Annotated in this window: 20 protein-coding genes; 11 read left to right on the forward strand and 9 right to left on the reverse strand. The window is 62.5% G+C overall.

Annotated elements, in window-relative coordinates; translation table 11 throughout:
* The first annotated feature begins 178 nt into the window (after positions 1–178).
* Genes V3W39_RS20140 through V3W39_RS20170 form a run of 7 tightly spaced genes read left to right on the forward strand, consistent with a single transcriptional unit; the run spans position 179 to position 6531 of the window.
* Complete coding sequence (locus V3W39_RS20140; RefSeq protein ID WP_442512585.1) at positions 179–679, forward strand: Csu type fimbrial protein; 501 nt, start codon at positions 179–181, stop codon at positions 677–679.
* The gene (locus V3W39_RS20145; RefSeq protein ID WP_177120290.1) at positions 673–1218 is read left to right on the forward strand and encodes a Csu type fimbrial protein; all 546 of its coding nucleotides are present in this window, start codon (positions 673–675) and stop codon (positions 1216–1218) included. Before V3W39_RS20140 ends, V3W39_RS20145 begins: the two co-directional genes overlap by 7 nt.
* Before the next feature lie 18 nt (positions 1219–1236).
* Entirely contained in the window at positions 1237–1773 is a 537-nt protein-coding gene (locus tag V3W39_RS20150) for a spore coat protein U domain-containing protein (RefSeq protein ID WP_177048319.1), read from the forward strand.
* 4 nt (positions 1774–1777) lie between these two features.
* A complete protein-coding gene (locus V3W39_RS20155) occupies positions 1778–2278 on the forward strand; it encodes a Csu type fimbrial protein (protein WP_177079362.1) in 501 nt (166 codons plus the stop codon).
* 26 nt (positions 2279–2304) lie between these two features.
* Positions 2305–3090 (forward strand): fimbrial biogenesis chaperone, encoded by a 786-nt coding sequence (locus V3W39_RS20160; protein ID WP_330213194.1) that lies wholly within the window; start codon positions 2305–2307, stop codon positions 3088–3090.
* A gap of 41 nt (positions 3091–3131) precedes the next feature.
* Positions 3132–5525 (forward strand): fimbria/pilus outer membrane usher protein, encoded by a 2394-nt coding sequence (locus V3W39_RS20165; protein ID WP_330213195.1) that lies wholly within the window; start codon positions 3132–3134, stop codon positions 5523–5525.
* A gap of 52 nt (positions 5526–5577) precedes the next feature.
* The gene (locus tag V3W39_RS20170; RefSeq protein ID WP_330213224.1) at positions 5578–6531 is read left to right on the forward strand and encodes a Csu type fimbrial protein; all 954 of its coding nucleotides are present in this window, start codon (positions 5578–5580) and stop codon (positions 6529–6531) included.
* Here the strand turns inward: V3W39_RS20170 and V3W39_RS20175 are convergent.
* Both V3W39_RS20175 and V3W39_RS20180 read right to left on the reverse strand, forming a co-directional pair.
* On the reverse strand, positions 6528–7280 hold the full coding sequence (locus tag V3W39_RS20175; RefSeq protein ID WP_330213196.1) for an anti-sigma factor family protein: 753 nt from the start codon (positions 7278–7280) through the stop codon (positions 6528–6530). The genes V3W39_RS20170 and V3W39_RS20175 overlap by 4 nt on opposite strands.
* On the reverse strand, positions 7277–7783 hold the full coding sequence (locus V3W39_RS20180) for an RNA polymerase sigma factor (protein ID WP_177048328.1): 507 nt from the start codon (positions 7781–7783) through the stop codon (positions 7277–7279). Before V3W39_RS20180 ends, V3W39_RS20175 begins: the two co-directional genes overlap by 4 nt.
* 170 nt (positions 7784–7953) lie before the next feature.
* On the opposite strand from V3W39_RS20180, the gene V3W39_RS20185 reads away from it, so the two are divergent.
* Positions 7954–9036 carry a catalase family peroxidase gene (locus V3W39_RS20185; RefSeq protein WP_330213197.1) on the forward strand — a complete coding sequence of 361 codons (1083 nt, stop codon included), beginning with the start codon at positions 7954–7956 and terminating at the stop codon, positions 9034–9036.
* Positions 9033–9572, forward strand: a complete 540-nt coding sequence (locus V3W39_RS20190; protein ID WP_177048331.1) for a cytochrome b — start codon at positions 9033–9035, stop codon at positions 9570–9572. Before V3W39_RS20185 ends, V3W39_RS20190 begins: the two co-directional genes overlap by 4 nt.
* A gap of 54 nt (positions 9573–9626) precedes the next feature.
* Here the strand turns inward: V3W39_RS20190 and V3W39_RS20195 are convergent, their stop codons facing one another.
* Together V3W39_RS20195 and V3W39_RS20200 are read right to left on the reverse strand one after the other, a co-directional pair.
* The gene (locus tag V3W39_RS20195) at positions 9627–10778 is read right to left on the reverse strand and encodes a M14 family metallopeptidase (RefSeq protein WP_177112779.1); all 1152 of its coding nucleotides are present in this window, start codon (positions 10776–10778) and stop codon (positions 9627–9629) included.
* Between the two features lie 466 nt (positions 10779–11244).
* The gene (locus V3W39_RS20200) at positions 11245–11607 is read right to left on the reverse strand and encodes a DUF6124 family protein (protein WP_330213198.1); all 363 of its coding nucleotides are present in this window, start codon (positions 11605–11607) and stop codon (positions 11245–11247) included.
* 129 nt (positions 11608–11736) lie between these two features.
* Between V3W39_RS20200 and V3W39_RS20205 the strand changes: the two genes are divergently transcribed.
* Positions 11737–12384 (forward strand): LexA family protein, encoded by a 648-nt coding sequence (locus V3W39_RS20205; RefSeq protein ID WP_177112775.1) that lies wholly within the window; start codon positions 11737–11739, stop codon positions 12382–12384.
* Here V3W39_RS20205 and V3W39_RS20210 read toward each other — a convergent pair.
* The 4 genes from V3W39_RS20210 to V3W39_RS20225 are packed head-to-tail and all read right to left on the reverse strand — an operon-like array spanning position 12381 to position 17922.
* Positions 12381–14318 (reverse strand): acetyl/propionyl/methylcrotonyl-CoA carboxylase subunit alpha, encoded by a 1938-nt coding sequence (locus V3W39_RS20210; protein ID WP_330213199.1) that lies wholly within the window; start codon positions 14316–14318, stop codon positions 12381–12383. The genes V3W39_RS20205 and V3W39_RS20210 overlap by 4 nt on opposite strands.
* On the reverse strand, positions 14315–15121 hold the full coding sequence (locus tag V3W39_RS20215; RefSeq protein ID WP_177048339.1) for a gamma-carboxygeranoyl-CoA hydratase: 807 nt from the start codon (positions 15119–15121) through the stop codon (positions 14315–14317). The genes V3W39_RS20210 and V3W39_RS20215 overlap by 4 nt, the downstream gene beginning before the upstream one ends.
* A 15-nt stretch (positions 15122–15136) precedes the next feature.
* A complete protein-coding gene (locus V3W39_RS20220; protein WP_259198604.1) occupies positions 15137–16744 on the reverse strand; it encodes a carboxyl transferase domain-containing protein in 1608 nt (535 codons plus the stop codon).
* 14 nt (positions 16745–16758) lie between these two features.
* The gene (locus V3W39_RS20225; protein WP_003212472.1) at positions 16759–17922 is read right to left on the reverse strand and encodes an isovaleryl-CoA dehydrogenase; all 1164 of its coding nucleotides are present in this window, start codon (positions 17920–17922) and stop codon (positions 16759–16761) included.
* Between the two features lie 145 nt (positions 17923–18067).
* Between V3W39_RS20225 and V3W39_RS20230 the strand changes: the two genes are divergently transcribed.
* Positions 18068–19699: an AMP-binding protein gene (locus tag V3W39_RS20230; RefSeq protein WP_330213200.1), complete on the forward strand. Its 1632-nt coding sequence runs from the start codon at positions 18068–18070 to the stop codon at positions 19697–19699.
* Between the two features lie 1375 nt (positions 19700–21074).
* Here V3W39_RS20230 and V3W39_RS20235 read toward each other — a convergent pair.
* Positions 21075–21974: a hydroxymethylglutaryl-CoA lyase gene (locus tag V3W39_RS20235; protein ID WP_330213201.1), complete on the reverse strand. Its 900-nt coding sequence runs from the start codon at positions 21972–21974 to the stop codon at positions 21075–21077.
* Positions 21975–21981 lie beyond the last annotated feature (7 nt).

A 21981-nucleotide genomic window follows, 5' to 3' on the forward strand; every position in this document is an offset into this window, starting at 1 on the left:
CGGTTGCGGTTTGACCAATAGAGAAGTGCGCCGCGAGCTATCTGGAAAAGGCATGGCTCGATGGGATCCAAACCGGTGACCTGACTGGCGGAATCCCCTTGAGTGACTACCCTCATACAAAGCAGTCACCCCTGTATAAGGATTTGGGGCAGTGAAGGGACAAGCAGTCTTGGCATTCATGAGCGCGATGCTCTGCAACACGGTTTATGGCGCTCAGCTCCAGGTTGAAGTGCGCATCGACGTGCAGCGGGGCTGCCAGTTGGTGGGCACCGCCCGCGAGGCCGGCATCGAGCAGCTTGGGGTGCTGGATTTTGGCAGCAGTTCCCGTCTGGATGACCCGGCAGGCCCGTTGAGTGCCGCCTTGATCAGCCAGCGCCAGCCACGCCTGGAGTGCAATCCGGACACGCCGTATCAGATGCGCGTCGACGGCGGCCTGCATGGCGGCGTGGGTGAAGTGCGCTACCTGGGCGCCGCTACCCCTTCGATCAAACCCATTCCATACCGAATTTATGCCGACGCCGCGCGCCGCATCCCCTTGGCCGTGGACGTGCCGGTGAGTGGCCGCGTACCCGACTCCGGCAGCGTGGACTTGCCCCTCTATGGGCGCATCGAGCCGCTCAAGGACATCCCGGCGGTGGGGCGTTATTCCGACCTGCTCAAAGTGACGGTGACATGGTAAGCCGCGTCGTGGCCTGCATCGCGCTGGGCGGCCTGTTGCTCCTGGCGGATGACGCCCAGGCGGCCACCGTAAACGGGCAGATTCATGCGCGGCTGGTAATCACCGCCAGTTGCCAGGTGAGCAAAGGCACCGACAGCGCACCGGTCAGCCCCGATGGCGGCTCGGCCGTGCTGGACTTTGGCAGCCATGGGCCCACCTGGGACAACCGCCTGGGGGCCAGCGTCAGTGACGGCGACAAGGCGGCACTGGCGGTGTCTTGCAACCCTTCGCTGGTCAGCAGTTTCACCGTGACCATCGACGGCGGCGCCCATGGCGACGGCACTACCCGGCGCCTGAGCAATGGCCGCCAAACCATACCGTATCGGCTCTCGGCCGACCCCGCGGGCCGCAACACCTACAGCATCGGCCAGCAACGCAATTTCGTCGTGACCAAGGGCGCACAAGTACCGATCCCGGTATTCGGCTCGGTGGTGGCGAATACCAGGGCCCTACCGGCCGGCATCTACACAGACACCCTGACGGTGACTCTGGATTGGTAAACCATGAGGATGGACATCATGCATGCACTTGTCTCGAAAGCAGTTTTTCCATTAATGGCGCTGGTGTGGGTGTCGGGGGCCCAGGCGGCCACCACGGTCACCGGGCAGATCAGCTCGACGCTGATCCTGACCAACAGTTGCCTGGTCAACGGCGCGGGCGGCACCACCGGTTTGAACTTCGGTACGATCAATTTCGGTACCACCAACAGCCAGTTCACCACGCAGTCCGGCCAGGTGCTGGGCGGCGGCGGGGGGGCGTTGTCGGTGCAGTGTTCCTCGGGCACCTCGCCGGTGATCACCGTGGGCGCGGGTTCCCATGACGGCCAATCCACCGGCGGCACTCGGGCGTTGTACGACGGCGTCGCCAATTACGTGCCGTACGACTTCTACACCGACACCGGGCACTCATCGATCCTGGCGATCAACGGCACCATCAACCTGGCCCCGAGCACCGGCGTTGCGCAAACCGTGAATATCTACGGCCAGGCCGTGGGCAAGGCGGGGCTGCCGGCCGGTACCTACACCGACACGGTGTCCGTGCAACTGACGTTCTAATGCGATGAAGCGGGCTTGCTGGGCGACGCTGGCGGTCATCACGGGTTGCGGGATGCCGTTGTCGTTGTTGGCGGTGACCAGCCAGACGATCCAGGTCAGCGCGACGATTGCCGCGGGCTGCCTGGTGGTGGGCGGCGGCACGAATTACGGCAGCCTGGCGTTCGGCACTTATTCGGCGCTGGCCACCAGCACGGTGTCGGTGGCGCTGAGCAGCGGGGTCACGCTGCAATGCACGCCGGGGGTCACCCTGAACATGAGCGTCGACGGGGGGAAGTACAACGTCAGCGGCCGGCACATGCAGCTCAATAGCGGCAGTGCCCAGGTGGCGTATCAACTGTTTCGGGACGCGGCGCTGAGCCAGAGCCTGGGGATCAGCCAAAGCGTGAGCGTGGCCTACAGCAATGCAAACGCGATAACCCTGCCGATTTACGGCCGGGTGGTGTTACCGGGTAATCAGCCTGGGGGGACGTACAGCGACGTGCTGCAGGTGCAGCTGTCCTGGTAAGGCGATTGGCAGAAGGAGTGGGATTTATGTGTGCAGCTTCCCGGCGGTTGTGGGTTGCGGGTTTGGTTGGCTGGGTGGTGTTGGGCGCAGGACAGGTACAGGCCGCCAGCTCCGTGCTGATCTGGCCTATTGACCCGGTGCTGGAGGCCGATCAACAGGCCAGCGCCTTGTGGTTGGAGAACCGGGGTAACGAGACCGCCAACCTGCAGATTCGGGTATTTGCCTGGAGCCAGGGCGGATTTGACGAGCAGTACCAGAACCAGCGCGATGTGATTGGCAGCCCGCCGGTGGCGAAGATCGAGCCGGGACAAAAGCAGTTGGTGCGCCTGACCCGTACCCGGGAAGTGCCGCCGGGCCAGGAGTTGGCCTACCGGATCATCATCGATGAAATTCCTGCCGCGGCCCCTGAAACCCCCGCTGCCGATGGCAAGACCGCCGCCGCGATCCGCTTTCAGATGCGCTATTCCGTGCCCTTGTTCGCCTACGGTACAGGCCTGTGGAGCAAGGAAGATGCGACCCGTCAGCGCGACCCCAAAGGGGCGGGCAAGCCTGACCTGAGCTGGAAAAAAGTCACCGTTGGCGGGCGCAACTATGTGGAGATGCGCAACCAGGGCGCGGTGCATGCGCGACTGACCGACGTCGCCTTCAAGCAGGGCGGGCAGACCCTGCCGCTGGTGGATGGTCTGCTGGGCTATGTGTTGCCGGGGGCGACCATGCGCTGGCCGGTGCCGGAAGGTGTGGCGGGCGACCAGCCGTTGCAGGTGCGGGTCAATGGCGCGACGCAACTGGAGAGCCTTGCACCCGCACGGTAACGCAACGAAATAGGGCAGGGAGCAGCCCTTGGTCTTAACGGATGGAGATGTCCATTGATGGACACAATGCCTTGGTGAGCCTTGATTGGGCTCGTAGTCGATGGCGATCGGTGTGGGTGGTGGGCGGCCTGTCTGGCCTGGCGCTTGCGCCGCTTGGCGTGGCCGCTCCGTTGCCACCGCCCCCCAGCAGTATGGAGGCTGTTGCCGATGCACAGTTGTTCCTCGAACTGGTGGTCAACCAGATGGACACCGGCCGGGTGGTCGCGGTGGATCAAAGGGCCGGCGGCTTGTTTGTGCCGGCGGCGACGTTGCGGGACGTCGGCATGAAACTGCCGGCCGAGATCACCACCGAAGTTGCGCTGGACCACGTACCCGGCCTGCACACCGATTACGACAGCCAGGCCCAGCGCCTGATGCTGACGGTGCCGCCGGCGTGGTTGCCGGAGCAGTTCATCGGCAACCGCGATAACTACCCGCGTACCCAGGCGCTCACCAGTTTCGGTGCGTTGCTCAACTACGACGCCTACCTGAATGACACCGATGATGCCGGCACTTACCTGGGCATCTTCAACGAAGTACGGCTGTTCGATACCTGGGGCACGATTTCCAATACCGGCCAGTACCGCACCACCTTTGGCGGCCAAACCAGCGGCAGCACCCTGGATAATGGCTACCGGCGTTATGATACCACCTGGCGCTTTTCCGACGATGAGCGCCTGCTGACCTACGAAGCGGGCGACGTGATCAGCGGCGCGTTGCCGTGGAGCAGTTCGGTGCGCCTGGGCGGGGTGCAAGTGTCGCGGGACTTTGGCGTTCGCCCGGACCTGGTGACGTATCCCTTGCCACAGTTTGCCGGGGAGGCGGCGGTGCCGTCGTCGGTGGACCTGTTTATCAACGGCTACAAATCCAGCAGCGCCGACCTGCAACCGGGCCCCTACACCCTGACCAACGTACCGTTTATCAACGGTGCCGGCGAAGCCGTGGTGGTCACCACCGATGCCTTGGGCCGACAGGTTTCAACCACGGTACCGTTCTACGTCACCAGCACCTTGTTGCAAAAAGGCCTGACGGATTTTTCGGTGGCGGCCGGTAATTTGCGCCGGGACTACACCATCCGGGATTTTGGCTACGGGCCTGGCGTGGCCAGCGGCACGTTTCGTTACGGCGTGTCGGACTACTTCACCCTGGAAAGCCATGCCGAAGCCGCGGGCGACCTGACCCTGGGCGGGCTGGGCGGCAACGTACGGCTGGGCAACTTCGGGGTGCTCAACACGGCCCTCAGCCAAAGCCAGTTCGATGGCGAGACCGGCCAGCAATTGAGCTTCGGTTATCAATACAGCAACCAGCGCTACAGCCTGTCTTACCAGCGGGTAGAGCGACGCGACCAGTACGCTGACCTGACCCTGGTCGACACCCCTTACGCCAGCCTGAGCAAACGCAGCGAACAGGTGACCCTGAGCCTCAATCTCAACGATTTTGGCAGTATCGGTGCCGGCTATTTCGATGTGCAGGCCGCCGATGACTCACGTACCCGGCTGTTGAACCTCACGTGGAGCAAGCAGCTGTGGCGCAACACCAGTTTCTACCTGTCGGCCAACCGCGAGGTCGGCGACAGCAACTGGGCCGTGCAGGCGCAGTTGGTGATCCCGTTCGACATCTACGGCAGCCTGGCCCTGAGCAGCGAACGCAGCCAGGCCGGCGAGAGCCGCCAGCGGGTCAACTACAGCCGGGCGGTGCCCTCCGAGGGCGGCGTGGGCTACAACCTGGGGTACGCCAGTGGCGACGGGCCGGCGTATCGCCAGGCCGACCTGACCTGGCGCATGCAGTCGGTGCAATTGCAGGCGGGCGTGTACGGCAGCAGCGACGCCGAGACCCGTTGGGCGGACGCCAGCGGCTCACTGGTGCTGATGGACAAGCAAGTGTTCACGGCCAACCGGGTCAATGACGCATTCGTGGTGGTGAGCACCGACGGTTATGCCGGGGTGCCGGTGCTCTACGAAAACCAGTTGGTGGGCGAGACCGACCGCAATGGGCATCTGCTGGTGCCGTGGAGCAGCGCCTACTACCGCGGCAAGTATGAAATCGACCCGCTGAACCTGCCGGTCAACGTGCAGACCCCCAACGTCGAGCAGCGCGTGGCGGTGCGTCGTGGCAGTGGCTACCTGCTGGAGTTCCCGTTGCGCCGGGTAGTCGCGGCCAGTATCACCCTGGTGGATGCCCGGCATCAGGACCTGCCCCTGGGCAGCCAGGTGCGCCATGAGCAAACGGGCGCGCGGGCGGTGGTGGGTTGGGATGGCCTGGTGTACCTGGAGAACCTGGCGGCTCACAACACCTTGCAAGTCACCGTGGGGGAGGGCCGCACCTGCCAGGCAACGTTCGACCTGGACATCAACGAGGAGCAGGTACCGCTGATCGGGCCGCTGGTTTGCCAATGACATAAGGAGTGTGGGTGTGCGGGGCAAGGAATGGGTAGTTGGCGTGCTGGTGATGGCGGGCCTGGGCTTTACGCAGCAGGCACGCGCATTGTGTTCGGTGGGGACAACTTCACCCGCCAGTTTTGGCACGGCGGTAAGCTCGATTAACGTGCGCACGACCCCCCAGACCAGTTCCACCACCACGGCCGGGTTGAACTGCACTTCGGCGCTGATTTCGTTGTTGACGACGAATGACCACTTCTACGGCACCATCACCGGTTCTTCCCAAGGTGGCATGGTAGGACCGACCGGCGATGTGATCGCCTATACGGTCTACGCCAACAACACCGCCAGTTTTCCAATGACTCGCGGCACGGCGTTCGACTTTGGCGGCCCCGGCGGCGTTGCGCAAACCGCCGGGCTGATTGCCGGGCCGGGCACAAAAACCTTGCCGCTCTACATGAGCACCACCATCGGCAGTAACGTGGCAGCGGGCACCTATAGCGAGACCTTGAGTATTTTCTGGAACTGGAACTACTGCTCGGGCATTGGTATCGGCGGTATTTGCCTGGGGCGGGATATCAACAGCGGCACCACGACCCTGACCGTCAGCATGACCGTGGCCAATGACTGCACGATCAGCGCCCCCAACATCAGTTTTGGCAGTGCCCCGGTGGTCAGTGGTTTTTCCAGCGTGAGCGGGCAGGCCACCATCGCCTGCACCAAGGGCAGTGCCTACACCGTGGGCATCAGCGACGGCCAGAATGCGGTGAGCGTGGGTGGGCAACGGCGGATGGTTTCCGGCGGCAACTTCCTGGCCTATGACATTTTCAAAAGCGCCACCACTACCCGCTGGGGCAGCGTGACCAGCGCCCGGCGCGCGAGCTCCACGGCCGAGGTGAATCCCGGGAATGGCCTGGGCACCGGCAGCCAGGTGTTCAACTACAACGCCGCGATCTATACCAACCAGATCACACCGCCGGCCGGCACCTACGTCGACAACGTGGTGCTGGATGTGGCCTTCTAGAACCGCATCGTCTGCTTGAGCATCTGTGTGGTTGACGGGTCTTGCGGGCTGACCATCGCATAGTTGTAGCCCGCGCCCGACCAGTACTCGGCCTGCAGCCCGTCGGCACTGCGGCTGCCACGGGGCAGGAATTTGTTCTCCGGGCCCGGCGGGCGGATATAGAAACTGATGCGCCGCCCCTGGGTGTCTTCATACAGCACCATGGCTGCCGCGCCCTGTTCGGTGCTGAGCAGGCGCCCGCTGACGGCCTTGAACCCGGCCTGGCTCAAGTCCGGCAGGCGGTAGGCCTGGTTGAAGTAACGGTCGAGCCAGCCTTGCATGTCGCCGCCGCTTTGCACGTGGTAGTCGGCAGGCAGGATGCCGTCCTGGGCGAACAGGCGGTAGGCCTGCATCGCGTCGGTCATGGGCAGCATCGTGTCGGCCAGGGTTGCCTGGCGAGCCTGCCAGCCGCCCAGGCCGCCTACGCTCACGGCGATCAACAGCACGGCAGCGGTCGCGAGGTGACGGCGTGACTGGCGCTTGACCCGCTGGCGAATCAGGGCCGGGTCCAGCTCTGGATTGGCCGGCTGTTGCAGCGCGCCGCTCAAGGACGCCCGCAGGTGCTGCGCGTCCTGTTGCCAGGCGTGCACCTGGGCGGCGACATCCGGGTGGGCCGCCAGCCAGGTTTCAAGCTGGCGGCGATCGGCGTCCAGCAACTGGTGATCGACGTAGGCATGCAAATCGCGTTCGCTGGGGGGCAGGCTGATCATTTGAGTATCCGCAGGGCAGGGCTGGTGATTTCGCCGTCGCTGAGCTGGCGCAGGGCCTGGCGCGCACGGGATAGCCGAGACATCACGGTGCCCACGGGCACCTCAAGGATGTCGGCGACTTCTTTGTAGCTCAAGCCTTCCACCGAGACCCACAGCAGCAGGGCACGCTGTTCGGTGTTCAATTTGTCGAAGGCTTGCAGGGTCGATTGCGCGATGACCGTGCGCTCGACCGACGGCTGCGAATCATCGCGGCCGGTAAAAAATTCCAGCATGCGCGTGTACCGCCGGGAGCGGCGATGGGCGTCGAGAAACTGCCGGTAGAGGATCGAGAACAGCCAGGCGCGCAAGTCGCCTTCGAGGCGTTTGTCGGCCCAACTGATGATCGCGCGCTCAAGGCTCGCCTGCACCAGGTCGTCGGCGCTGCTGGCGTTACGGGTCAGGGACACGGCAAAACGCCGCAGCCTGGGGATGAGTTCACGTAACTGTTCGTCGAGTTCGTGCATGGGGTTCTGGCTAGTCACTACGCTGGGACTAGGAAGACGTCCGGCGTCGAAGGTTATTCCAGGCCAATAAAAATAAACAGCCGGCCAGGGAATAGAGTGCGCTGGCGTTCGTCCCAAGTGTTCCGACCTTATGTTTCACCCCTCAAGGCCTCCGGCCCTGGAGTTATTTCATGGTAGATCACTCATCACCGCCCCGTCCGCCGCTGAGCACCGCAAGCCTGATAATCCGGTTGGCCAGTATCGGCGTGGTGGTTGCGGTTGTGGCCGGCGCTTTTGCCTACGTCAACGGCAGCCTCGACCCACAGCGGTTGCGCCCCAAAACCTTGGTCAACGCCCTGGAAACCAACAACGGCCTGCACCCTGGCTACCGTCGTAACCATGCCAAGGGTGTGTGCGTGGCCGGTTATTTCGAGAGCAGCCCCGAGGCGCGCCAGTACTCCAGTGCCCAGGTATTCAGCGAGGCACGCACGCCGGTCATCGGGCGGTTTGCGCTGCCCAGCGGTAACCCGTATGCGCCGGACAGCAGCGTGCCGATCCGCAGTTTTGCCCTGCAATTCAGCTTGGCCAACGGCCAGCAGTGGCGCACCGGGATGAACAGCATGCCGGTGTTCCCGGTGGGCACGCCTGAGGCCTTCTTCGCGATGCTCAAGGCCGGAGCCCCGGACCCGGCCACCGGCAAGCCGAACCCGGCAGGCATGCCGGCGTTCTTCGCGGCGCATCCCGAGACTGCGCCGTTCCTGGCCTGGGTCAAGACCGCCAAGCCCTCCGCCAGTTACGCTACCGAAACCTATAACGGCATCAATGCGTTCTACCTGGTGAACGCCAGCGGCCAGCGCCAGGCGGTGCGCTGGGGCGTGGTGCCACAAAGCCAGGATGCAGCGGGTGCCACGGCGCCGGCCGGCAGCGACTTCCTCGAAAAAGACCTGGTGCAGCGCCTGACGGCCGGCCCGTTGCGCTGGCAGTTGAACGTCACCCTCGCCAACCCGGGCGACCCGGTGGACGACGCCAGCAAGACCTGGACCGGCGAGCACAAGGTGTTGAACGCCGGGACCCTGGTGCTGGACAGCAGCCAGCCGCAAATGGACGGCGATTGCCGCGACATCAACTTTGATCCACTGGTTTTGCCCAGCGGTATCGAAGCCTCGAACGACCCGCTGCTGGCCGCCCGTTCGGCGGCGTACGCCAGTTCTTACCTGCGTCGCACCAGCGAAGTCAGCCAGTTGCACAGCGCCCCTCAGGAGTCGAAGCCATGAATGCCCAACCCCGGTTTTTTGCCCCGCTGGCGCGGCTGCTGCACTGGCTGATGGCGCTGATGATCATCGCCATGCTGTTTATCGGCGCGGGCATGGTGGCCTCGGTGTCGGAGCGCCATGAGTGGCTGATCCACCTGCACAAGCCATTGGGCATTGCGATCCTGGCGTTGGTGATCGTGCGGTTGGTGGTGCGTTTTTCCACGCGCCAGCCACCGCTGCCCGCGGACTTGCCGCTGTGGCAGGTGCTGGCGGCCAAGGCGTCCCACGTGGTGCTGTATGCGTTGATGCTGGTGTTGCCGCTGCTGGGCTGGGCGATGATTTCGGCGGCCGGCGACCCGGTGATGCTCAGCAGTTCAGTGCAATTGCCGGCGCTGGTGGGCGCCAACGCGCCGTTGTTTGCCGTGTTGCGCAAGGCCCACGGTTATCTGGCGTATCTGCTGTTTCTGACGGTGCTGTTGCACCTGGCGGCGGCGCTGTTCCACGGTTTGATCCGCCGTGACGGGGTGCTGCAAAGCATGACCGGCACCAAGGACTGATGCCGTGCCGGGTGACGGCTGCTGTGATGCAGCCGTCACCGACACTGCGCAGGGTCAGCGCAGTACGTCGACGATATCCGCCACGCTGCTCAACACGTCCTTGCCCAACTGCATGGAGCGTTTGCCCGACCAGCCGGTATGCGGGTTGGGTGCGTCGTCGTTGTCCTTGAAGGGCATTTCCAGGGTCAGGGACAGGCAATCGAACTTCTCGCCCACGCTGTTGCACGCCAGCGTCATGTTGGCTTCGCCCGGTAGGTCGCGGGTGTAGCCGTGGACGGTCTGGAAGTCGCGGGTGAGGCCGCTCAGGTGGCTGCGAAAGTGTTTCTCCAACTGCTCGATACGCGGCGTATAGCCGGGGTTGCCTTCGCAACCGGCGGTGAACACGTAGGGGATTTCCTCGTCGCCGTGGATATCCAGGAACAGGTCAACGCCGTATTTCTCCATTTGCTGCTGGACGAACAGCACTTCCGGGCTGATCTCCTGGCTCGCACTTTGCCAGGCGCGGTTGAGGTCCTGGCCCATCGCGTTGGTGCGCAGATGGCCATGGAAGGCGCCATCGGGGTTCATGTTCGGCACCAGGTACAGGTCGGCGGCGGCCAGCAGTTTTTTCAGCTCGGCGTCACCGTCCTGTTGCAGGCGCTCGATGATGCCTTCCATAAACCATTCGGCCATGTGCTCGCCGGGATGCTGCTGGGCGATGATCCACACTTTGCGCTTGTTGGCCTCGCCTTTGCCACGGCGCAGCAGTTGGATATCACGGCCTTCGACACTTTTGCCGGTGGCCAGCAACTGCGTGCCGGCGCGGTTCAGTGCCTGATCGATCAGCCAGTCGTGGCGTTCGCGGCTATAGGGTTCGAAATAGGCGAACCAGGCCTGCTTTTCGCGGGTTTCGAGGGTGATGTGCAGGGTCTCGCCATCAAAGCGGGTGGGCACCCGGAACCAGTTGATATGGTCGTAGGACGCTACGGCGTTGTAGCCGCTCCAGGCGTGCTTGTAGGAAGAATGGCTGGCGTTGCTCAGGCGGAAGGTGTGGCTGTGGCCCACGTGCATGCCTTCGGCCTTGAAGTGGAACCACTGGAAGTGCTGGCTGCGGGTGTCGGGCTCGATGGCCAGCAGCAACTGGTGGGCATCACTGGCGTCGAGTACCTGGATATTGCCGCTGTCGAAGTTGGTGCTGATCTTGATGGAGGTCAAGGCCACGGTCATAGTCTGGTTGCCTGAATATGAGTGTTGTGGCGGGCATTTTACACCGGAGCGGGGTAAAGCCTGGATGCAATTTTTGCGGGGGAGGAGGGGGGCGTCGTCCTTGACGCCGCAGCAGCTTAGAATCTATGAGATTGATTCTCAAGTGCTATTTTTCAAAGAACCGGCCTAGAGCCCTCGATCGACTTTCTTTTGGCGATGGTCTTTTGCTACCATGCGCGCCATCAAGCAACACACAGTCTTCATTAGCCTGAAGCCACGCCAGGAAAAACTGGCAAAAAAAAGACCCGGCCAAAGAGCCGGGTCAAAAACCGTGATTAGCCTGATGAGGAGATATTCCAAGAGTCCGACCTAAGGTCTCTTGGTCTATCGACTGATCTCGCGATCAGCTAGGTCCAATAATAATCATTATCATTTGCAAGTCAAATGTTTTTATCCGTCAGATAGAAATATTTTTCCTTCGCGTCTGTTACACCCTGGCCGAGTGTTCGGCCTCCCGGGTCGAAAGCCGTAGCGACCGCTCCACCATCACCTTCGCCATATCAATCAAATAGACCACTGAAAACGCCAGATCCCGGCTATTGCCGTGGGCGCTGTTTGCCGATTCGTAGGCGGTGGCCGCGGCACTGCGCAGCAGGTCGGAAGCGTGGACCAGGGCTTCCTCGTCGCTGATGCCGGGCTTGGCCTCGAACAGGCCATCGTCAACGGCGGGCGGTGCAAGATCGTCTTTCAGGTAATAGTCCAGCGCGCGTTGGGCAGCGCCACTGCTGCGCATGAACAGCAGCTCGTCTTCGTCGCAGGTTTCGGGCAGGGGATACGGGGTGGTCGTCATAAGGTCGGTGCTCTGGGTGGATGTCGAAAGCCTGCAATCGATATTAGTACTAATCGTATTTATGGCGTTTTATTGATTACTACAAACTGTTTATTGTCGCTGGGAGTACACAACGTATTGTCGGGGCCCATGGATAAGTGGATAGCGTTGGTCAAGGCCAACATGAAAGACCGCAAGGTCACGCAGGATCAATTGGCCTCACGCCTGGGCATGTCCCAGGGCGGGGTTGGCCATTGGTTGAACAAGCGCCGGGTGCCGAGCCTTGCCGATATGAACCGGGTGATGCAGGAGTTGGGCCTGGGCGACCTCGAGGTTGCGCTGGTGGTGCGCGAAAAAGCGCTCGCACCGGTGGAGGAAGCGTTGGAGCCGGCGCCCCACTACAGTCCGAATTACCGTTACCCGGTGAGCGAAGGAAAAGGAGGGTACCCATTGCAGGAAGAATCTCGGCCTTATGCCGCTGCCCGTTTCCAGATGAGTGACTACCAGGCCCGTGGCAAGGCGTTCTGGCTGCGGGTGATCGGCGATGCCATGACCGCTCCGGGCGGCTTGAGTATCCGCGAGGGCATGATGATTCTGGTGGACCCGGCCATCCCGCCCGAGCCGGGCAAGCTGGTGGTGGCGCAATGGGCTTTCAATCCCCAGGCGATGTTGCGCAAGTTGGTGAAGGAAAGCGGCCAGCTTTACCTGGTACCGCTCAACCCGACTTACCCGAAAATGCTGTTCAGCGAGGAATGCCGGATCATCGGCGTGGTGGTGCAGGCGGTCACGAGGTTTTAGCTCGCGGCTTCCAGCTCTACCAGCGCGCTGCCTTCACCGACCATTTCACCTTCCTGGCAGTACAGCGCCTTGACCACCCCTGCATGGGGCGCGCGGATGCTGTGTTCCATCTTCATGGCTTCCAGCACCACCAACTGCGTACCGGCGTCCACCGTTTGCCCGACGTCCACCAGCACCCGCACGATGCTGCCGTTCATCGGTGCGGTCAGGCCGCCTTGATGAGACTGGCTGGCGTCGACGGCAGCGATTGGGTCGAACAGGCTGACGCTGTGCACTTCGCCGTCCCAACGCAGAAACAGGCTATCGCCTTCGCGTACCGCCAGATGGGCGCGGCGCACGCCTTGCAGGTCGATCAGCAACTGTTCGCCGCGCAACTGGGGCGGGTTGGTGCCGGCTTGCAGCGTCACCAGGCGATCCTGGCCGTTGCAGCTCAAATGCAGGGAAACCTCGGCCGGCAAGCCGGCGCGAAAGCCGCGAGTGTCCGCCCAGGGCGAACGGGGGTCACTGCTCGCCCGGGTTTGCATGAACGCCTGGCCCGCCGCCTGCCAGAACCCATCGCTCAATTCCCCCGGCGCGGGCAGCAACTCATCCTGATAACGCGGGATAAACCCGGTATCCAGTTCAGCCGCGGCAAATGCCGGATGGCCGATGATGCGCCGCAAAAAACCCAGGTTGGTCTTCAGCCCACCCACCGCAAATTCATCCAGCATGCCCAGCAGCCGCAAACGCGCCTGCTCGCGGTCTTCGCCCCAGGCAATCAGCTTGCCCAGCATCGGGTCGTAGAAGGGTGACACGTTATCGCCTTGTTCGACGCCACTGTCCACCCGACGCCCCGGCCCTGGAGTGGATTCGCGGTACAGCGCCAGGTGCCCGGTGGCCGGCAGGAAATCATTGGCCGGGTCTTCGGCGTACAAGCGCACTTCAATCGCATGCCCCAGCAGCGGGACTTGTTCCTGGGTCATCGGCAACGGCTCGCCCTGGGCCACACGGATCTGCCAGGCCACCAGGTCGAGGCCGGTGATGGCTTCGGTCACCGGGTGTTCCACCTGCAGCCGGGTGTTCATCTCCATGAAGAAGAATTCGCCCCGGGCGTCCAGCAGAAACTCCACGGTGCCAGCACCCACGTAACCGATGGCCTGCGCTGCACGTACCGCCGCTTCGCCCATGGCCTTGCGTTGTTCTGCACTCAGGCCGGGTGCCGGGGCTTCCTCGACGACTTTTTGATGGCGGCGCTGGATCGAGCAATCGCGCTCGTTGAGGTACAGGCAGTGACCGTGCTGGTCGGCAAACACCTGGATTTCCACATGGCGCGGCTTGAGCAGGTATTTCTCCACCAGCATCTGCGCATTGCCAAACGAGGACAGTGCTTCACGCTGGGCCGAGGCCAACGCTTCGGCCAGTTGGCTGACGTCCTCGACCACTTTCATGCCCTTGCCGCCACCGCCCGCCGTGGCCTTGAGCAGCACCGGGTAACCGATGCGCTCGGCCGCCTGGCGAAAGGTCTCCAGGTCCTGGGCGTCACCGTGGTAACCCGGCACCAGGGGCACGCCGGCGGTTTCCATCAAGGCCTTGGCCGCAGACTTGCTGCCCATGGCATCAATGGCCGAGGCGGGCGGGCCAAGGAAGATCAACCCGGCGGCTTCAATGGCGCGGGCGAACCCGGCGTTCTCTGAAAGGAACCCATAACCCGGGTGAATGGCCTGGGCGCCGCTGGCCTGGGCCGCAGCGATCAGTTTGTCGATTTGCAGGTAGCTGTCGGCGGCCTTGCTGCCGCCCAGGTCCACGCAGACATCAGCCTCGCGGGCATGCCGCGCATCGCGGTCGGTGGCGCTGTGCACGGCCACGGTGGTCAAGCCCATGGCCTTGGCGGTACGCATCACCCGGCAGGCGATTTCGCCGCGATTGGCCACCAATACAGTGGTAAGCGTCTTCATGAACGCGGCTCCTGAGGCTGCCAGTTGGGCGCACGTTTTTGCAAAAAGGCGCGCAAGCCTTCCTGGCCTTCGGCGCTGACGCGGATCCGCGCGATGGAGTTTTCGCAGTAGCGGCGCAGTGCCGGGGTGAGTGCGCCATGGCCGACCTCGCGCAACAAATCCTTGCTGGCGCGCATGGCGGCCGGGCTGTTGAGCAGCAGATTGGTGATCCACAGTTCGACCTGCAGATCCAGCTCGGCCGTCGGATAACTTTCCGCCAGCAGTCCGATTTCCCGTGCGCGCTGGCCACCAAAACGGTCTGCCGTGAGGGCATATCGACGGGCTGCCCGCTCGCCGATCGCCTGCACCACGAACGGGCTGATCACCGCCGGCGCCAGGCCAATGCGCACTTCCGACAGGCAGAACTGCGCCTCATCAGTGCCAATCGCCATGTCACAGCAACTGATCAACCCCAGGGCACCGCCGTAGGCCGCGCCCTGAACCACCGCCAGCGTCGGGATCTTCAGCTTGGCCAGGTTGTACATCAGCTCCGCCAGCTCACGGGCATCGTCCAGGTTGGTGTGGTAATCCAGCTCGGCCGACTGCTGCATCCAGGCCAGGTCGGCACCGGCGCTGAAATGCTTGCCGCGCCCGCGCAGTACCAGGAAACGCAGGGCCGGATCGCCTTGCACCTGGTCCAGGGCAATGATCAGTTCGCGGATCATTTCGGCGTTGAACGCGTTGTTCTTGGCTTCACGACTGAGCCACAGGGTGGCAAAGCCACGCGGGTCGGTGATCAGTTCGAGGGTGTTGAAATCGCTCATGGGGTGCAGCTCCATTTACATGCGGAACACGCCGAAGCGGCTCGGCTCGATGGGGGCGTTCAGCGAAGCGGACAAGGCCAGGGCCAGCACGTCGCGGGTCTGCAACGGGTCGATGACGCCGTCGTCCCACAGCCGTGCGCTGGAGTAGTAGGGGTGGCCCTGGGTTTCGTACTGGTCGAGGATCGGCTGCTTGATCGCGGCCTCCTCATCGCTGCTGAAACTCTGGCCTGCGCGCTCGGCCTGTTCACGTTTGACCTGTACCAGCACGCCGGCCGCCTGTTCAGCGCCCATCACGCCGATGCGAGCGTTGGGCCACATCCACAGAAAGCGCGGGTCGTAGGCGCGGCCACACATGCCGTAGTTACCGGCGCCGAAGCTGCCACCGATGATCACGGTGAATTTCGGCACCTTGGCACAGGCCACCGCCGTCACCAGCTTGGCGCCGTGCTTGGCGATACCGCCCGCCTCGTATTTCTGGCCGACCATAAAGCCAGTGATGTTTTGCAGGAACAGCAGCGGAATCCCGCGCTGGCAAGCCAGCTCGATAAAGTGCGCGCCTTTTTGCGCAGCCTCGGCGAAGAGGATGCCGTTGTTGGCCAGGACCGCAATCGGGTAGCCGTGCAGGTGGGCAAACCCGCACACCAGGGTGGTGCCGAACAGGGCCTTGAACTCATCGAACACCGAACCGTCCACCAGCCGCGCGATGACTTCGCGCACATCGAACGGTTGCTTGGCGTCGGCCGGGATCACGCCGTACAGCTCTTCGCTGGAATACAGCGGCGCAACCGGCGTGCGCTGTTGCAACTGGCCGAGCTTGCGCCAATTGAGGTTGGCCACGCTGCGCCGGGCCAGGGCCAGGGCGTGTTCGTCACTGTCGGCGTAGTGGTCGGCTACCCCGGAAATCTTGCAGTGCACATCGGCACCGCCCAGGTCTTCGGCGCTCACCACTTCACCGGTCGCGGCCTTCACCAGCGGCGGGCCGGCGAGGAAGATGGTGGCTTGCTGGCGGACCATGATGGCTTCATCCGCCATGGCCGGCACATACGCACCACCGGCGGTGCAGGAACCCATCACCACGGCAATCTGTGGAATGCCCTGGGCGCTCATGTTGGCCTGGTTGAAGAAGATCCGCCCGAAGTGCTCACGGTCCGGGAACACTTCATCCTGGCGCGGCAGGTTGGCGCCGCCGGAATCCACCAGGTAGATGCAGGGCAGGCGGTTCTGCTCGGCGATGGTCTGGGCACGCAGGTGTTTTTTGACGGTCAGCGGGTAGTAGGAGCCGCCTTTTACCGTGGCGTCGTTGGCGACGATCATGCATTCGACGCCTTCCACCCGGCCAATCCCGGCAATCACGCCGGCAGCGGGTACGTCTTCGCCATATACCTGATACGCCGCCAGTTGGCTGAGCTCAAGGAACGGCGAGCCCGGGTCGAGCAAGCGATTGATCCGTTCGCGCGGCAACAGCTTGCCCCGGGACGTATGACGTTCCTGAGCCTTGGCGCCGCCGCCTTGCTGCACCTGGGCGAGCAGGCTGTGCAGGGCGTCGACCTGTTGGAGCATCGCCGCGCTGTTGGCGGCAAACTCCGCCGAGCGCGGGTTGAGCTGGGTGTGCAGGGTGGCCATGGGGCGCGCTCCGTTCAGCGGGTTTCGTTAAACAGTTCGCGACCGATCAGCATGCGTCGGATCTCACTGGTGCCAGCACCGATTTCATACAGCTTGGCGTCACGCAACAGACGGCCAGCCGGGAATTCATTGATATAGCCATTGCCGCCGAGAATCTGGATCGCGTCGAGAGCCATTTGGGTCGCACGTTCGGCGCTGTAGAGGATCACCCCGGCGGCGTCCTTGCGCGTGGTCTCGCCGCGCTCGCAAGCCTGGGCCACTGCATACAGGTAAGCGCGGCTGGCGTTGAGCTGGGTGTACATGTCGGCGACTTTGCCCTGGATCAGCTGGAACTCGCCGATGCTCTGGCCGAACTGCTTGCGGTCGTGGATGTACGGCACGATCAGGTCCATGCAGGCCTGCATGATCCCGGTGGGGCCGCCGGACAGCACCACGCGCTCGTAGTCGAGGCCGCTCATCAGCACTTTCACGCCGCCATTCAGCGCGCCGAGGATGTTTTCTTCCGGCACTTCGACGTCATCGAAAAACAGCTCGCAGGTGTTGGAGCCGCGCATGCCGAGCTTGTCGAACTTGTTGCTGCGGCTGAAGCCCTTCGAGTCGCGTTCGACGATAAACGCGGTGATGCCGTGGGCACCCTTTTCCAGGTCGGTCTTGGCGTAGATCACGTAGGTGTTGGCGTCGGGGCCGTTGGTGATCCAGGTCTTGCTGCCGTTGAGCACATACACACTGCCGCGTTTATCGGCGCGCAGCTTCATGGAGACCACGTCGGAGCCGGCGTTCGGCTCGCTCATGGCCAGGGCGCCGATGTGTTCGCCGCTGATCAGCTTGGGCAGGTACTTGAGTTTTTGTTCGTGGGTGCCGTTGCGGTTGATCTGGTTGACACAGAGGTTGGAGTGCGCGCCGTAGGACAACGCCACCGAAGCCGAGCCCCGGCTGATTTCTTCCATGGCCACTACGTGCGCCAGGTAGCCCAGGCCGGCGCCGCCATATTCTTCCGGCACGGTGATGCCCAGCAGGCCCATGTCGCCGAACTTGCGCCACATATCGGCGGGGAACAGGTTGTCGATGTCGATCTGCGCAGCGCGGGGCGCCAGTTCCTTGGCCACGAAGGACTGCACCTGGTCGCGCAGCATGTCGATGGTTTCACCGAGGGCGAAGTTCAGGGAGGGGTAACTCATGGACGGGCACCTTTAGCGTTGTTTTTGTGTGGCTGATGCGCCGGAGGAGGGCGATCACCTTTACGTTAACGTAAACTTGCGTTGCAGGGCTGTCAATCGTAGTTTACGTTTACGTCAACCTACAAAAAAGACAACAGGGGTCGTTATGGATCAACCGAATCAGAGCTACAGCCGTGGCTGTCAGGACAAGACCTTGCTCGCCATGACCATTGGCCAAGCCTTCGATGACACGGTTTCGCGCTATCCCGACGGCGAAGCGTTGGTGGTGCGCCATCAGCAGCGTCGCTACACCTGGCGGCAACTGGCCGAGACGGTTGATTTGCACGCCCGTGCGTTCCTGGCCATGGGCATGCAAACCGGCGACCGCCTGGGCATCTGGGCTCCCAACTGCGCCGAGTGGTGCATCAGCCAAATCGCCAGCGCCAAGGTCGGGGTGATCCTGGTCAATATCAACCCGGCGTATCGCAGCAGTGAGCTGGAGTACGTACTCAAGCAATCCGGTTGCCAATGGCTGGTGTGCGCCGGGTCGTTCAAGACCTCCGATTACCATGGCATGTTGCAGGAGCTGAAACCTGACTTGCGCGGCATCATCAGCCTTGATGCCACTCCACCCCCGGGGTTCACGCCCTGGTCACAATTGGCGGCCCTCGGCGCAGGCGTCCCGCCCGAGCAACTGCACACCCGCCAGGCCAGCCTGCACTTTGATCAACCCGTCAACATCCAGTACACCTCCGGCACTACCGGCTTCCCCAAGGGCGCCACCCTCAGTCACCACAACATCCTCAATAACGGCTACATGGTCGGCGAAAGCCTGGGCCTGGGCGCGCAAGACCGCCTGGTGATCCCGGTGCCGCTGTATCACTGTTTCGGCATGGTGATGGGCAACCTGGGCTGTATCACCCACGGCACCACCATGATCTACCCGAATGACAGCTTCGACCCGCTGCTGACCTTGACCGCCGTCGCCGAAGAACAGGCCACCGGGCTCTACGGCGTGCCCACCATGTTTATCGCAATGCTCGATCACCCACGCCGCGCCGAGTTCGACCTGTCGCGCCTGCGCACCGGGATCATGGCGGGCGCCACCTGCCCGATCGAGGTGATGCGCCGGGTCATCAGCGAGATGCACATGAGCGAGGTGCAAATTGCCTACGGCATGACCGAAACCAGTCCGGTGTCATTGCAGACCGGGCCGGATGACGACCTTGAGCGGCGCGTGACCACCGTCGGCCGCACCCAGCCACAGTTGGAAAGCAAGATCATCGACGAGGCGGGCAACACGGTTGCACGGGGCCAGGTGGGCGAATTGTGTACCCGTGGCTACAGCGTGATGCTCGGTTACTGGAACAACCCCGAGGGCACCCGCGAGGTCATTGATGAGGCGGGCTGGATGCACACCGGCGACCTGGCGACCATGGACGAGCACGGTTACGTGTGCATCGCCGGCCGCAACAAGGACATGATCATTCGCGGCGGCGAGAACGTGTACCCGCGGGAATTGGAGGAGTTCTTCTTCACGCACCCGGCGGTGGCGGATGTGCAGGTGATCGGGATTCCCGATGAGCGTTATGGCGAGGCGATCGTTGCCTGGGTCAAGTTCCATCCCGGGCATGTGGCCAATGAGCTTGAGCTGCAGACGTGGTGCAAGGGGCGGATTGCGCACTTCAAGACGCCGAAGCACTTCAAGTTCGTTGACGAGTTTCCGATGACGGTGACGGGGAAGATTCAGAAGTTTCGGATGCGGGAAATTATGATTGAAGAGTTGAAGGGGGGGTGAGGGGGCTCTGGGTGTATATCCGTTATTTAGGTAACGGCGGCTTATGGTTTCGCTCTTACAGCGACTCACTTTGGAAAAGCCGGAATGCCGGCCCAGCCCAAAGTAAGCAAAGGGCTCTGCCCCGCCTGTCGGCACCTCGCCTAGGCTCGGTGTGCCCTCTCTCCGGGATTGCTCCGCGGGCCGCCGCGACGGGGCGTCCCTGCCCCGTCGCGGGTAAACCGGCGTCCTGCCGGTTTACCCGCTCCTCAATCCCTGAGTTCGGCCTCGGGCTGAATGGGGCAGTCAGATCAAAATCAAGATCAACAGCACGGCGGCCTGAAAGCCGACCTGAGTGTTAAAAGCAAAGGCAAAAGCCGCTTTTCTGTAGGAGCTGGCTTGCCGGCGATGCAGGCAACTCGGTCTTCCAGATACACCGAGGCGATGCCATCGCAGGCAAGCCAGCTCCCACAGTTGACCGTGCCCGCTCTGGCTTTAGATTTTGATTTTGCCTTTGCTTCACCACACTCAAGCCGGCCTGTAGGCCGCTGTGCTGTTGATCTGCTTTTGATCTTGATCTTAGGCGCCCCGTTAAACCACGCTGGCCGAACGCAGGTAGTACGGAGCGGGTAAACCGGCAGGACGCCGGTTTAGCCGCGACGGGGCAGGGACGCCCCGTCGCGGCGGCCCGCTTCGTGCTACCGGAGCTGAGGGCACACCGAGCCCAAGCGAGGTGCCGAGTGGTGGGGCAAGAGCGTTTTGCTTACTTTTGCGCTGTTCAAAAGTGAGCCGCTGTAAGAGCGGAACCCATAGCAGCCGTTACCCAAAAAACGGATATACACGCAAATCACCTTCCACGAGGAAGCACAAAGGGGACCCGAGGGTCCCCTTTAATTTGTCGTTGCGTGCTCTTTTTTTATTATTGAGGGGCGGTCTGTTGTTGTTTTTGGCAACCGTGGCCCTTTACCGCTGTTTTTGGCGACCCCCATCCGGGGTCAAGAGCAAACGTATTTTTTTGAGCGCTGATCTGCTTCTTCGCACGCGATCCAACCAGTGGGTAGCTACCTTGAGGTAGTTTTTTGTTCTTCTCTATCCGGTTGCGGGTTTCGGCTAGCCGTACCCTGCGAAGCACATCTTCTCCAAAAAAATCTGTTAGCTGCGTCTCTGCTGTGTTGTTTTTGTTATGTCAGAGTCGTTACGTCTTATTTTTATTAGGTTTGGTGCTTTTTATTCTTGTTATGCAATAGAGATAGCAGAAGCCGTGCCAACTTTATAAAGTCCTTTAAAATCAATGATTTGATTTTTGAGTAGGAAATTTCTTTCAGGAAATGCGACAAAATATGTTCCCGTGTTACCCGATGTGTAGCCGCGAGGTAACACATCGTCACAAGCGGGCTACTCAACCGGCGTTACGCGCCTTGGCCACGCGTGAACCGGTGGGTCGGCCCAGTACCGTGCAGATCTGCTGGCCCGCCAGAATCAGCTTGTCCATGTCGATACCGGTCTCGATGCCCAGGCCATTGAGCAGGTACAGCACGTCTTCGGTGGCGACGTTACCGCTGGCGCCCTTGGCATAGGGGCAGCCGCCAAGGCCGGCAATAGAGCTGTCGAACACCTGGATGCCTTCCAAGAGGCTGGCGTAGATATTCGCGATGGCCTGGCCATAGGTGTCATGGAAGTGCCCGGCCAGCTTGTCCCGAGGCACTTCGGCACCAACCACCTCGAACATCCGCCGCGTGGCGCCCGCAGTACCGGTGCCGATGGTGTCGCCCAGGGAGACTTCATAGCAGCCCATGGCAAATAGCTCCCGGGCCACGGCTGCCACTTGCTCCGCAGCGACCTGGCCTTCATAGGGGCAACCCAGCACACACGACACATAACCCCGCACGCTCACCCCATGCTGCCTGGCCGCGTCCATGATCGGCACGAAGCGCTCCAGGCTTTCGCTGATGGAGCAGTTGATATTGCGCTGTGAAAACGCCTCGGAGGCAGCCGCAAACACCGCGACTTCCTTCACGCCTGCAGCCAGGGCATCTTCAAACCCCCGCAGGTTCGGCGCCAACGCGCCATAGGTCACACCCGGCTTGCGCTGGATCTGCGCAAACACCTCGGTAGAACCGGCCATTTGCGGCACCCATTTGGGCGACACAAAGCTGCCGACTTCGATGTAGCCCAGGCCGGCGGCGCTCAGGGCGTCCACCAGGTGCACCTTGTCGGCGACGCTGATGGGTTGTGCTTCATTCTGCAGGCCGTCGCGCGGACCGACTTCCACCAGGCGCACGTGAGAGGGGAGGGACATGGCAGCT

It is taken from the genome of Pseudomonas sp. Z18(2022) (assembly GCF_036346535.1).
GTDB classification, from domain to species: domain Bacteria; phylum Pseudomonadota; class Gammaproteobacteria; order Pseudomonadales; family Pseudomonadaceae; genus Aquipseudomonas; species Aquipseudomonas yamanorum_A.